The following is a 13,307-nucleotide window of genomic DNA, read 5'->3' as shown; positions in this document are numbered from 1 at the left end:
CCCGACAGACCGTCAGACAGGCCCCGCCCGGAGCTCCGGGCGGGGCCTGTCGGCATCTCCGGACACCCCCTCCGACCTGCTCGAACGCTCTGTTCGAACATCCTGAGGGGTCGTCGATTCGGCCGAAAGAATCATCGTCTCACCCGATTGCGACTGTCGACTGGCGTGATCGCGATCGGTGACCGACGGTGATCGTGGTGTCTCCGCGATTTCCCTGAGTTGACTTCCTGTCACCGATCGTAGGAGGCGCTGGAAGGTCAACGCCATGCGTGCACGAACGTTTGTCGCCGGCGCCGCGCTGAGCGCCGCCGCCCTCGCCTTCACCGCTCCGGCCGCTCACGCGGACTCCTGGGAACCCGGAAAGTCCGGGCAGTCCAACGTGCAGGGCAAGGACTCCGGCAAGGACTGGGGCGGGGGCGACGACTGGGGCGGGGACGACTCCCAGGGCTGGGGCAAGGAGTGGGGCAGCGACTCCAAGAGCTGGGGCGAGGACTACAGCCACGGCGGCGGTGGCTGCGAGGACTTCGGCCGCGGGGGTGGCGGCCGGGGTGACGGCGGCCGCGGCGATGGCGGCCGCGGTGACGGCGGCCGGGGTGACGGCGGTCGCGGTGACGGCGGCCGCGGCGATGGCGGCCGGGGCGACGGCGGCCGGGGCGATGGCGGCCGGGGTGACGGCGGTCGCGGCGACGGCGGCCGGGGTGACGGCGGTCGCGGCGACGGCGGTCGCGGCGACGGCGGCGGCCGGGGCGACGGCGGCGGCCGGGGCGACGGCGGCGGCCGGGGCGACCGCGGAATCGGAGGCGGCCACGGGTGCGGCGACAACGGCCGCGGCGGCGGCTACGGAGGTGGCGGCTACGGGGGTGGCGGCTACGGGGGTGGCGGCGACTTCGGCCGCAAGCCCCACGGCGGCGTGCACACCGGCGGTGGCGGCATGGCCACCGGTGGTGGTCTCGCAGCCGGTGGCGTCCTGCTCGCGGGTGGTCTCGGTGCCGGCGCCTGGAGCCTGCGCCGCCGCAACAGCGTCGGCCGTGCCATCTGACACAGCCCCGCACCGCTGACCGACCCGTCGTGGCCATCGCCGATCTACGGCGGTGGCCACGACGCCGCTTCCAGAAAGGCAGCCAGGATGGGCATCACGGAACATCGACAGGACCCTGCCGCACCCGGGAACCGCATGGGGCGCGACGCCGGGGCGGGCCGGCTCCGGCTGGCCGGGGCAGCCGTACTGCTCGGCCTGTTCATGATCCACAGCTCCCTGGACGGGTCCGCCGCCCCACCGACCCCGGCCGCCGCCCCACCACCGCCTGCCGTCGCGGGCCGCACCCAGGCCGTCCCGCCGTCGGCGCCCGCCAACCTCCCGGCCCCCCAGGGCCCGGCGATGCCCGCCGCGGCGCCCATCCGGCTGACCATCCCCGCCATCGGTGTCAGCGCCCCCTTCACCCGGCTCGTCCTCAACAAGGACGGCATCCTTCAACCGCCGCCCAACACCGACAGCAATCTGGTCGGCTGGTACGGCGCCGGCGCCACCCCCGGCGAGCGCGGCACCGCGCTGGTGCTCGGGCATGTGGACACCAAGCTGGGCCCGGCGGTCTTCTGGGGTCTGGGCGCGATGAAGAAGGGCCAGAAGGCCGAGATCATCCGGGCCGACGGCTCCACCGCCATCTTCAAGGTGGACTCCGTCGAGGTCTTCCGCAAGAACGACTTCCCGGACGAGCGGGTCTACGCCGACACACCGTCGGCCCAGCTGCGCCTGATCACCTGTGGCGGCGCCTACGACCACAAGAAGCGCGACTACACGGCCAATGTGGTCGTCTTCGCCCATCTGGACTCGTTCCGCCGGCCCTGACCGGCACCGCCACGACAAAGAACCGCCCCCGGCGACACTGCTCTGCCGGGGGCGGCTCACTGCTGCCGGGCCAGACGATGCCGGGCCGGACGACGCGGGCCCGGACAATGCCGGGCCGGACGACATATGCCTCAGACGACCTGGTGCAGCCAGCGGACCGGGGCGCCCTCGCCCGCGTAGCGGAAGGGCTCCAACTCGTCGTCCCAGGGCTTGCCGAGCAGCCGGGAGATCTCCGCCTCCAGGTCGCTCTCCCCCTTGCGCGCCCGCGCCATGGCGGCGCGCAGCCGGTCCTCGGGGATCAGGATGTCGCCATGGATACCGGTGACGGCGTGAAAGATGCCGAGGTCGGGAGTGGAGCTGTAACGCTCGCCCTCCGCGGCGGCACAGGGCTCGGCAGTGACCTCGAAGCGCAGCAGATGCCAGCCGCGCAGCGCGGATGCCAGCCGTGACGCGGTGCCGGGCTCTCCCTGCCAGGAGAACTCGGCGCGCCAGGTACCGGGGGCGGCAGGCTGGCGGATCCAGTCAAGGTTGACGCGCACACCGAGCACGCCCGCGACAGCCCACTCGACGTGCGGGCACAGCGCGCGCGGCGCGGAGTGGACGTACAGAACTCCACGTGTCGTCACCGGGACCTCCAGGCTGTGGACGAGGGGCGCCTTCCCCAGCGGCCTCGTACTCGTACCCGTGATTCCTGTCCCACACAGTCATTCTGCATCAACTGTCACTACTACACCACTACCCGGCGTGACTTTCAGTAAACGCTATCCGCTCACTAAACCCACCAAACCGGACGGATTGTCACCCAGCGCGATCACATCGTGCCCATGTTCAACACACCGTCAACAAGCCTCTGCGGGGCGACCATCCCAGAGGAAACGTTATCGCGGGGCGGCGCGCCATGGGCGCCGGTCGGTCCGAACCGGCCTGAATCCTCCTCCCGAGGAGGGCGGCAGCACAGATGTGCACGGCCTCCCCCGGACGAGTGCAGCCGACGGACGGTCAGATGTGAATCCCGCCCCATGCGTTGACATGCATTCGGCAGATCACTACGGTCTCACCAGATTTCGAACGTGTGCCGATATTTCGAACATCTTCAGGAGGGCGCCCCATGCGCACCATCCACCTCGGCCGTATCGCCCTCGGCGCCGCCGTGCTGCTGTCGCTCGCCGCGTGCGGCCAGAGCGAGTCCGGCGCCAAACCCGCCGCCTCACAGGCCGGCGGCGGCAAGGGCGGCACCATCGGCATCGCGATGCCGACCAAGTCCTCGGAACGCTGGATCGCCGACGGGGACAACATGGTGAAGCAGTTCCAGGCGCTGGGCTACAAGACCGATCTCCAGTACGGCGACAACGTGGTGGAGAACCAGGTCTCGCAGATCGAGAACATGATCACCAAGGGCGACCGGGTCCTGGTGGTCGCCGCCATCGACGGCTCCTCGCTCACCGATGTGCTCCAGAAGGCAGCCGACGCCGGTATCAGGGTCATCTCCTACGACCGGTTGATCCGCGGCACCGCCCATGTCGACTACTACGCCACCTTCGACAACTACAAGGTGGGTGTGCTCCAGGGCTCCTACATCGTCGACCGCCTCGGGCTGAAGGACGGCAAGGGCCCCTTCAACCTGGAGCTCTTCGGCGGATCCCCCGACGACAACAACTCCGGCTTCTTCTTCAACGGCGCGATGAGCGTGCTGCAGCCGTACATCTCCTCCGGCAAGCTGGTGGTGAAGAGCGGTCAGACCAAGTTCGACCAGGCGGCGACCCTGCGCTGGGACGGCGGGGTGGCCCAGTCCCGGATGGACAACCTGCTCAGCAAGTCCTACACCAGCGGCCGGGTGGACGCGGTGCTCTCGCCGTACGACGGCATCTCCATCGGCGTCCTCTCCGCGCTCAAGGGCGTCGGCTACGGTACGTCCGGCAAGCCGCTCCCCGTGGTCACCGGGCAGGACGCGGAGCTGGCCTCGGTGAAGTCCATCATCGCCGGCGAGCAGACCCAGACCGTCTACAAGGACACCCGCCAGCTGGCCAAGGTGGCGGTGCAGATGGCGAACGCGCTGCTCACCGGCGGCACCCCGGAGGTCAACGACAGCAAGCAGTACAACAACGGGGTGAAGGTGGTCCCCGCCTATCTGCTGCAGCCGGTCAGTGTCGACAAGGCCAACTACAAGAAGGTGCTGGTCGACGGCGGCTACTACACCGCGGCGCAGCTCGGTGGCTGAGACCGGGCAGCCCATCCTGGAGCTGCGGTCGATCAGCAAGTCCTTCCCCGGGGTCAGGGCGCTCTCGGAGGTCTCACTGTCGGTGCGCGAGGGCGAGATCCATGCCGTCTGCGGTGAGAACGGCGCCGGGAAGTCCACCCTGATGAAGGTGGTCAGCGGGGTCCATCCGCACGGCAGCTACCAGGGGGAGATCCGCTTCCAGGGCACCCCCTGCGCCTTCCGGGACATCCGGGCCAGCGAGGAGCTGGGGATTGTGATCATCCATCAGGAGCTCGCCCTGATCCCGTATCTGTCCATCGCGGAGAACATCTTTCTGGGCAATGAGCACGCCCGGGGCGGGATCATCAGCTGGAACGAGACCATCGCCCATGCCAGGAAGCTGCTGGACCGGGTCGGGCTGGCGGAGAATCCGCACACCCGGGTCGCCGACATCGGGGTGGGCAAGCAGCAGCTGGTGGAGATCGCCAAGGCGCTCTCCAAGAAGGTCCGGCTGCTGATCCTGGACGAGCCCACCGCGGCGCTCAACGACGAGGACAGCCGCAAGCTGCTGGACCTCATCCTGGAGCTGAAGGCGCAGGGCATCGCCTCGATCATCATCTCGCACAAGCTGGGCGAGATCTCCCGGGTGGCCGATGCCATCACCATCCTGCGGGACGGCCGCACCATCGAGACCCTGTCGATGGACGGCGGCGAGGTCACCGAGGAGCGGATCATCCGCGGCATGGTCGGCCGCGACCTCGACCACCGCTTCCCCGAGCGGACGCCCAGCATCGGCGAGACCGTCTTCGAGGTACGCGACTGGACCGTCCACCACCCCATCGACCAGGAGCGCAAGGTGGTGGACGGGGTCTCGCTGAAGGTGCGGAGGGGCGAGATCGTCGGTATCGCCGGGCTGATGGGCGCCGGCCGCACCGAACTGGCGATGAGCGTCTTCGGCCGCTCCTACGGGCGGGGCATCGCCGGCCGGGTGTTCAAGGACGGACGGGAGATCCGCACCAGGACCGTTCCGGAGGCGGTCGGACACGGCATCGCCTATGTCACCGAGGACCGCAAGCAGTACGGGCTCAATCTGATCGACGACATCAGCCGGAACATCTCGCTGGCCGCACTCGGCAAGGTCAGCAGACGCGGCCGGGTCGACGCCCGCGAGGAGGCGGTGGTCGCCGAGGGCTTCCGGCGCTCGATGAACATCAAGGCCCCCTCGGTGCTGGAGACCGTCGGCCGGCTCAGCGGCGGCAACCAGCAGAAGGTCGTGCTCAGCAAGTGGATCCACGCGGACCCGGACGTGCTGATCCTGGACGAGCCCACCCGCGGTATCGACGTCGGCGCCAAGTACGAGATCTACACGGTGGTCAACTCCCTGGCCGACGCGGGCAAAGCCGTGCTGCTGATCTCCTCCGAGCTGCCCGAGCTGCTGGGGATGTGCGACCGCATCTACACCATGAGCCAGGGCCGCCTCACCGGCGAGGTCGACCGTGCCGAGGCCACGCAGGAGCTGCTGATGAGGCACATGACGATGGACAGGAACGAGTAGCGATGGACATGGTCAAAACCGGGGCCGCAGAGTCGCGGCCCGACCCCGGCGGCCCCGCGTCCCGCAGCCGCGGCACCGGGGAGATCCTGCGGCAGGCGGTGCGCAGCAACGTCCGGCAGTACGGAATGCTGGTCGCGCTGGCGCTGATCGTGGTGCTGTTCCAGATCTGGACCAACGGCATCCTGCTGAAGCCGCTGAACGTCACCAACCTGGTGCAGCAGAACAGCTACATCCTGATTCTGGCCATCGGCATGGTGATCGTCATCATCACCGGCCACATCGACCTCTCGGTGGGCTCGCTGGCGGCGTTCGTCGGCGCCGCGGCGGCGGTGATGATGGTGAAGCACTCGGTGCCGTGGCCCGTGGCACTGGTGGCCTCGCTGCTGGTCGGGGCTGCGATCGGGGCCTGGCAGGGGTTCTGGATCGCGTATGTGGGCATACCCTCGTTCATCGTCACCCTGGCCGGGATGCTGCTCTTCCGGGGCGGCACCCAGATCCTGCTCCAGGGCCAGTCGATCGCCCCCTTCCCCAAGGGCTTCCAGCAGATCAGCACCGGTTTCCTGCCGGAGGTCGGGCCGAACACCGACTACCACAACCTGACGCTGCTGATCGGCCTGGCGGTGGCCGTACTGGCGGTGTGGCAGGAGGTCCGCGACCGGCGGCTGGCGGTGCGGTACGGCTTCGACTCCCTGCCCACCGGGTGGTTTCTGGCCAAGTGCGGGGCGATCACCGCCGGCATCGCGGTCTTCACCCTGCTGCTCGCCAGCTACCACGGCTTCCCGGTGGTGCTGTTGATGCTGGGCGCCCTGCTGATCGCCTACGGCTATGTGATGCGCACGACCGTGGTGGGGCGGCATGCCTACGCCGTGGGCGGCAACCAGGCGGCGGCCCGGCTGTCCGGCGTGAAGAGCCGGCGGGTGGTCTTCCTGGTCTTCGTCAACATGGGGATCCTCTCCGCGCTGGGCGGTCTGGTGTACGCGGCCCGGCTCAACGCCGGGACACCCAACGCGGGCATCAACTTCGAGCTGGAGGCCATCGCGGCGGCGTTCATCGGCGGTGCCTCGGCCAGCGGCGGCGTGGGCACCGTGCTGGGTGCGCTGATCGGCGGTCTGGTACTGGGGGTGCTCAACAACGGGATGTCGCTGGTGGGCATCGGCACCGACTACCAGCAGGTCATCAAGGGTCTGGTGCTGCTGGCCGCGGTCGGCTTCGACGTCTGGAACAAGCGCCGGGTCGGCAGCTGAGCGGTGCTGGTCCCGGCGCACCGCCCCGGGGCCGGTACGGGGGCGGTGCGCCGGGGCAGCCCGCCCCCGTGGGAGGCCCGGGGGCGGTGCGCGGGGGCTGCGACGCCCCGGGCTCACGTTGACCGGCGGCGACCTGGTCACTAGCGTGAACGAAGTCCAAATTTCTGAACGGAGTGAGAGACCCGTCATGGCGACCGTCCAGCCCCCCACCGATATCCACGAGGCCACCGCTGTCGACGTCGCCGCGGCCGGCGCCGCCGCGGCCGCGGCCGCACCCCTGCTGGCCGCGCTCTCCCTGGCGGAGCGGGCCGGGCTGCTCCGCGCAGCCGCGGACACACTGGACGCCCACACCGCCGAGCTGGTGAAGCTCGCCGACGCCGAGACCTCGCTCGGCGAGGCACGCCTCACCGGGGAGGTCGCCCGGACCACCGGCCAGCTGCGTCTGCTCGCCGACCAGGCCGCCGCCGGGGCCTTCCTGGACCTGATCGAGACCCCTGGCGACCCCACCGCCACCCCGCCCCGCCCGGCGCTGCGCCGCTATGTCCGGCCGATCGGGCCGGTCGCCGTCTATGCGGCCTCCAACTTCCCCTTCGCCTTCTCGGTGGCCGGCGGCGACACCGCCTCCGCGCTGGCGGCCGGCTGCCCCGTGGCGGTCAAGGCCCACCCCGGCCACCCCGCCACCCCAGCGCACCGCGGAGCTGGTCACCGCCGCGCTGGCCGAGGCCGGTGCCCCCGCGGGCACCTTCACCCTGCTGCACGGCTTCGAGGCAGGACGCCTGCTGGTGACCGACCCGCACATCCGGGCGGCGGCCTTCACCGGGTCGGTCCGCGGCGGCCGGGCGCTCTTCGACCTGGCGTCGGGGCGCCCCGACCCGATCCCCTTCTACGGCGAGCTCGGGAGCGTCAACCCGGTGGTCGTCACCCCCGCCGCCACGGCGGCGCGGGGCGCCGCGGTCGCCCGCGGCTACGCCGGCTCCTTCACGCTCGGCGGCGGACAGTTCTGCACCAAGCCCGGCATCGTCTTTCTGCCCGCCGGCCACGGCCTGGACGGGGAGCTGGCCGCCGCGGTCGGCGAGGTGGCCGCCGCGCCGCTGCTCACCGAGGCGATCGCGGAGGCCTATGAGCGGGCCGCCGCCGAGCTGGTGGAGATCCCGGGAGTCCGGGTGGTCGCCCGCGGCAGCGCCGAGGGCGGCGGCGCCCGGGCGCTGCTCTGCGCGGTCGACGGCGACACCTTCGCCGCCACCCCGGAGCTGGCCGAAGAGCACTTCGGCCCCACCTCTCTGGTGGTGGAGTACGACAACCCGGCGCAGCTGCCCGCGCTGCTGGACGCGGTGCCCGGCTCGCTGACCGCCACCGTGCACGGAGAGGCCGGCGACCCGGTGGACGCCGAGCTCGCCCGTCGGCTCTTCGCCCAGCTGGAGTCCCGCGCCGGACGGCTGCTGTGGAACGGCTGGCCCACCGGTGTCGCAGTGGCGCCGGCGATGCAGCACGGCGGCCCCTGGCCGGCCACCACCTCTCCGCTGCACACCTCCGTGGGCACCACGGCGGTGCGCCGCTTCCTGGTGCCGGTGGTCTACCAGGACGTCCCGGAGGAGCTGCTGCCGTCGGCGCTGCGCGCCTGACGCCACTCCCGCACGCTGCCGGCCGCGCCCCCGTCCCGGGGGGCGCGGCCGGTGCCGTCTCCGGGGTTCGCACGGGTCACATCCGGTGTACCGCCGGGGCTCACACGCCGGACCGCCCGTGTTCACCCGCACGGCCGAGCATCTGGCTGACACTCCGCGAACGGGCCCACGCAGGCGAGGAGTCCCCATGGGAGACGGGCACCACCACGACCGCCCCCAGGGCGGACCCGCCGTGCTGACGGCACCCGCCCGCACGGCGGCACCCGCCGGAACGGGCGGCCGCCGGCCGCGGGCCGTCCTCGGCCTGGACGTCGGGGCCGCCGACCTCCGGGCGGCCGACGCAGTGCTCCAGTCGCTGGCGGGACTGCCCGCTGAGGCCCTGGCCTGCACCCAGCCGATCCACGGTGAGCACCCCCATGTGGCACTCACCGTGGAGGTCCCCGACCGGGAGTCGGCGGCGGTCTGGGCACTGCTGTGCGCCGCCGCCGATGCGGTGCCCGGCGGCGGGGCGTCCTGGGGCTACCGCCGCCACGGTGCGGCGCCGGCCGCCGAGGCGGCGGGCGCCGCGGCCGCGGCCCATGCGCTCGGCCGCGGCCGGGCGGTGCGCTTCCCCGGGGTGGGGGCGCTCACCGGCACGGTCACCGTGGGCGAGCTGCTGGCCCGCTCGGCGATCGACCGGGTGGCGCTGCTGGGCGGCGGGACGGCCGACAGCGCGGCGCAGGTGGCCACCCGGGGCCGGGTCCGGCCGGAGCGGCGCACCGGGGAGCTGGTCCTGGTGGTGGAGGAGAGCGCCCACGGGCAGCTGACCCCTTACGAGGTCCCGGGCCCCTTCGACCGGCGTATCGTCCGCGGCTGATCGGCGGAGGCAGCTGCATATGCATCGCAGCTGGTCAGCGGGGGTTGTTCGGGAGTGGCTGCAACGGTCCGGCTGTGTCACGGTGGGGTGATGACGGGGCATCCGCACACCCATGGGCACCCTCAGGACCACCGGCACGGGCACGACGGCGGGCACGACCCCCAGTACGGGCACAGCGGCGGGCCCGACCACCGGCACGGTAACGACGGCGGGCACGGGCACCGGCACGGGCACGACGGCGGGCACGGCGCGGAGCGCGGCCATGACCACGGGCACAGCCACGGGCACGGGCCCGACCACCGGCACTCCCTGCGGCACCGGCTGGCGCACGCGCTGAAGCCGCACAGCCACGACTCCGCCGACAGGGTCGACGCCGCGCTGGAGGGCTCGGCCGAGGGTCTGCGCACCCTGGCCTTCTCGCTGGCGGTCCTGGGCGCCACCACCGCCGTACAGGCCGCGGTGGCGGCGCTGTCGGGCTCGGTGGCGCTGCTCGGCGACACCGTGCACAACGCCGCCGACGCGCTCACCGCGCTGCCGCTGGGCGTCGCCTTCCTGCTGGGCCGGCGGGCGGCCACCCGCCGCTACACCTACGGCTTCGGGCGCGCCGAGGACCTGGCGGGCGTGATGGTGCTGCTGACCATCACCGTGTCCTCGCTGCTCGCGGCGTACGAGGCGGTCCGCCGGCTGGTCGAGCCGCAGGAAGTGGGCCATCTGCCGGCGGTGGCGGCCGCGGCCCTGGTGGGCTTCGCCGGCAATGAGCTGGTGGCGCGGCGGCGGATCGGCACCGGCCGCCGGATCGGTTCGGCGGCGCTGGTCGCCGACGGTCTGCACGCCCGTACCGACGGCTTCACCTCGCTGGCGGTACTGCTGGGCGCGGGCGGTGCGGCGCTCGGCTGGCGTGCGGCGGACCCCGTGGTCGGACTGGTGATCACCGGGGCGATACTGCTGGTGCTCCGCCAGGCGGCGCGGGAGGTGTGGCGGCGGCTGATGGACGCGGTGGACCCGGCGGCGGTGGATGCCGCGGAGGCGGCGCTGCACGCGGTCCCCGGGGTCCGCGGGGTGGGCGCGGTGCGGATGCGCTGGCTGGGTCACACCCTGCGGGCCGAGACGGAGATCGTGGTGGACCCGGGGCTGACCGTGGTGGCGGCGCACCGGCTGGCCGTCGCGGCGGAGCTCGCACTGATCCGCGCGGTGCCCCGGCTGGTCTCGGCGACCGTCCACATCGACCATCCACCGGTGCAGGACGGGCAGCCCGATCCGCACCGGGAGCCGGCGCACCACATTGCCTGACGGTTCGTCACATATCGCCCGGCATGGGACCGCCCGCCCGTGCGGCGTGCACGGGCGGGCGGGTGGTGCGGCTCAGTAGGCGTAGGGCCAGCCGGCGGAGTCCCAGCCGAGCAGGTTGACTCCCAGCTTGGGGGTGCCGCTGTCATTGCCGTCGTAGTAGTGGTAGACGAGCAGGTCGCCGTCGGTGTCGTGCAGCACGCTCTGGCCGCCCGGGCCGATGTAGCGGCCATGGGTGGCCAGCACCAGGGTGCCGCCGCCGTTCAGCATGTCGGTGCCGTTGCGGTCGTAGAAGGGCCCGGTGGGGCTGGAGGCGCGGCCGACCTTGATCTTGTAGGTCGAGGAGGTGCCCGCACAGCAGGCGTCGTAGGAGGCGAAGAGGTAGTACGACGAGCCGTGCTGGAGGATGTACGGCGCCTCCACCGCGTACGGCGAGTCCGGCCGGGTCGCCAGATGGTGCCGGGCGGTGTCGGAGGCGAGCTGCTTGCCGGTGGCCGGGTCGATGCGGATGGAGTAGACGCCCGTCCAGTAGGAGCCGAACGAGAGCCACCAGCGGCCGGAGGAGTCGACCAGCAGCGAGGGGTCGATGGCGTTGTAGTCGTCGGACGTGGCGGAGGAGTAGACCACGCCGGAGTCGCTCCAGCTGCCGGGCAGACCGGTGCTGCTGACGGCCAGGCCGATGGCGGACTTGTTGCTGCCGAAGGAGGAGACGGCGTAGTACATCAGGTACTTGCCGTTGTGGTACGAGACATCCGGCGCCCAGGGGTCCTTGCCGGAGGAGTAGCCGCTCCACCAGGACGGCAGCGCGGTGAAGGCGGAACCGGCCCTGGTGAAGGTGATCCGGTCGCTGGAGGTGCGGGCCTCCAGGCCGTTGTGGGTGGAGTAGAGGACGTACTGGCCGGAGGTGGTGCGCACCATCGACGGGTCGTGGACGGTGATGTCGCCGGTGACATACCCGGGGTCGGGGTAGGCGGCGGCGGGTTCGGCCGCGGTGAAGGTGAGCAGCAGCGCACAGAGGACCGCCGTGAGCGCGGCGGCCGCCGGGCGGCGGCGGAGCGGTGGTGAGGGCAGGTGCACGGTCTCTCCCGAGGGTGGGTCGGTCCGGCGGGGGCGGCGCACGGTGGCGGGCCCCCGCCGGCGGTCATGGGAGATGGAGCTGCCCGGAGGGGACGTCAGACGGTCAACCGGATGACGTTCCAGGAGAGCGGCTCCAGCTCGGCGCGGAGCACCCCGTCGGTGACGGTGGTGCCGGTCGCGGCGTGCGGAGCGACACGCTCCGGCTCGTCGAGGGTGTTGCGGGCGTCCGGGTCGGCGTCGGCCAGGACCGAGTGCTCGGCCAGGGTGCGGGCGCCGACCCCGCGCAGGTCGATCTCCAGCGGCAGGGCCTGGTCCTGGCTGCGGTTGACGGCGAAGACGGTGACCGCACCGGTCTCCTCGTCGACCACAGCGGTGGAGTGCAGCAGTTCCACCTGGCCGAACTTCGCGGTGGTGTGGGTGGGGCTGTCGGCCTCCACCCGCAGCACCCGGCCGCGGCCGTGTGCCGACGCCTGGGCGAAGGGGAAGAAGGTGGTCTGCCGCCAGGCAGGGCCGCCCGGCTCGGTCATGATGGGCGCGATCACATTGACCAGCTGGGCCAGCGAGGCGGCGGTGACCCGGTCGGCGTGCCGCAGCAGGGCGATCAGCAGTGAGCCCACCACCACCGCGTCGGTGACCGAGTAGCTGTCCTCCAGCAGTCGGGGGGCCACGTCCCAGTCCGGCGGCGTCTGGGCCTGGAAGCGGCGCTGGTACCAGACGTTCCACTCGTCGAAGGAGAGGTTGATCCGCTTCTCGGCCTTCAGCCGCGCCCTGACGTGGTCGCAGGTGGCGACGACCGACTCGATGAAGTGCTCCATGTCGACCGCGGAGGCCAGGAAGGAGTCGCGGTCGCCGTCGACCTCCTCGTAGTAGGCGTGCAGCGAGACATGGGAGACCTGCTCGTACGCCTCCTCCAGCACGGTCGCCTCCCAGGAGGCGAAGGTCGGCATGCCGGAGCCGGAGGAGCCGCAGGCGACCAGTTCCAGGTCGGGGTCGATCATCTTCATGGCGCGGGCGGTCTCGGCGGCCAGCCGGCCGTACTCGGCGGCGGTCTTGTGGCCGATCTGCCAGGGGCCGTCCATCTCGTTGCCCAGGCACCACATGCGGATGCCGTAGGGCTCCTTGGCGCCGTGCGCGATCCGGCGGTCGGAGAGCTCGGTGCCGCCCGGGTGGTTGCAGTACTCCAGCAGCTGGCGTGCCTCCTCCACCCCCCGGGTGCCAAGGTTGACCGCCATCATGGGCTCCGCGCCGGTCTTGCCGCAGAAGTCCATGAACTCGGCCAGACCGAAGGCGTTGGTCTCGGTGGAGCGCCAGGCCGGCTCCAGCCGGACGGGGCGCTGCTCCCGCGGGCCGACGCCGTCCTCCCAGCGGTAGCCGGAGACGAAGTTGCCGCCGGGGTAGCGGACCGTGGTGACGCCCAGTTCGCGGACCAGCGCCAGGACGTCCTGGCGCAGTCCCTCGGCGTCGGCAGCCGGGTGACCCGGCTCGTACAGGCCGTCGTAGACGCACCGGCCGAGGTGCTCCACAAAGGATCCGTACAGCCGCGGGTCGACGGCGCCCACGGTGAAGGCCTGGTCGAGGGTGAACCGGGCGGGGGTGGTGCGGGGGTGGGACATGTCTTCCTCT

Annotated in this window: 10 protein-coding genes and 1 pseudogene; 8 read left to right on the top strand and 3 right to left on the bottom strand. The window is 71.9% G+C overall.

The window, feature by feature from the left end:
- The first annotated feature begins 265 nt into the window (after nt 1-265).
- The gene (locus AB0761_RS26020) at nt 266-1,039 is read left to right on the top strand and encodes a hypothetical protein (protein WP_377271567.1); all 774 of its coding nucleotides are present in this window, start codon (nt 266-268) and stop codon (nt 1,037-1,039) included.
- Nucleotides 1,040-1,174: 135 nt separating this feature from the next.
- Complete coding sequence (locus tag AB0761_RS26015; RefSeq protein WP_377271566.1) at nt 1,175-1,846, top strand: class F sortase; 672 nt, start codon at nt 1,175-1,177, stop codon at nt 1,844-1,846.
- 131 nt (nt 1,847-1,977) lie between these two features.
- On the opposite strand, the gene AB0761_RS26010 is transcribed toward AB0761_RS26015, so the two are convergent.
- Nucleotides 1,978-2,472: a DUF3145 domain-containing protein gene (locus tag AB0761_RS26010; protein WP_377271565.1), complete on the bottom strand. Its 495-nt coding sequence runs from the start codon at nt 2,470-2,472 to the stop codon at nt 1,978-1,980.
- Between the two features lie 482 nt (nt 2,473-2,954).
- Here AB0761_RS26010 and chvE point away from each other — a divergent pair, with 482 nt between their 5' ends.
- From chvE to AB0761_RS25980, 6 genes and pseudogenes are all read left to right on the top strand, one after another.
- Entirely contained in the window at nt 2,955-4,064 is a 1,110-nt protein-coding gene (gene chvE, locus AB0761_RS26005; RefSeq protein ID WP_377271564.1) for a multiple monosaccharide ABC transporter substrate-binding protein, read from the top strand.
- Nucleotides 4,057-5,598, top strand: a complete 1,542-nt coding sequence (gene mmsA, locus AB0761_RS26000) for a multiple monosaccharide ABC transporter ATP-binding protein (protein ID WP_377271563.1) — start codon at nt 4,057-4,059, stop codon at nt 5,596-5,598. Before chvE ends, mmsA begins: the two co-directional genes overlap by 8 nt.
- A 2-nt stretch (nt 5,599-5,600) precedes the next feature.
- A complete protein-coding gene (gene mmsB / locus AB0761_RS25995) occupies nt 5,601-6,842 on the top strand; it encodes a multiple monosaccharide ABC transporter permease (RefSeq protein ID WP_377271562.1) in 1,242 nt (413 codons plus the stop codon).
- 187 nt (nt 6,843-7,029) lie between these two features.
- A pseudogene (locus tag AB0761_RS25990) lies at nt 7,030-8,464 on the top strand (aldehyde dehydrogenase family protein).
- 187 nt (nt 8,465-8,651) lie between these two features.
- A complete protein-coding gene (locus AB0761_RS25985) occupies nt 8,652-9,320 on the top strand; it encodes a hypothetical protein (RefSeq protein ID WP_377271561.1) in 669 nt (222 codons plus the stop codon).
- Nucleotides 9,321-9,410: 90 nt separating this feature from the next.
- Nucleotides 9,411-10,610 (top strand): cation diffusion facilitator family transporter, encoded by a 1,200-nt coding sequence (locus tag AB0761_RS25980; protein WP_377271560.1) that lies wholly within the window; start codon nt 9,411-9,413, stop codon nt 10,608-10,610.
- Between the two features lie 72 nt (nt 10,611-10,682).
- On the opposite strand, the gene AB0761_RS25975 is transcribed toward AB0761_RS25980, so the two are convergent.
- Complete coding sequence (locus tag AB0761_RS25975) at nt 10,683-11,684, bottom strand: arabinan endo-1,5-alpha-L-arabinosidase (protein ID WP_377271559.1); 1,002 nt, start codon at nt 11,682-11,684, stop codon at nt 10,683-10,685.
- Between the two features lie 95 nt (nt 11,685-11,779).
- Nucleotides 11,780-13,297, bottom strand: a complete 1,518-nt coding sequence (locus tag AB0761_RS25970; protein ID WP_377271558.1) for an alpha-N-arabinofuranosidase — start codon at nt 13,295-13,297, stop codon at nt 11,780-11,782.
- Nucleotides 13,298-13,307 lie beyond the last annotated feature (10 nt).

Source organism: Peterkaempfera podocarpi (assembly GCF_042466665.1).
GTDB lineage: Bacteria > Actinomycetota > Actinomycetes > Streptomycetales > Streptomycetaceae > Peterkaempfera > Peterkaempfera podocarpi.
This window is presented reverse-complemented; position numbering and strand designations above follow the sequence as displayed.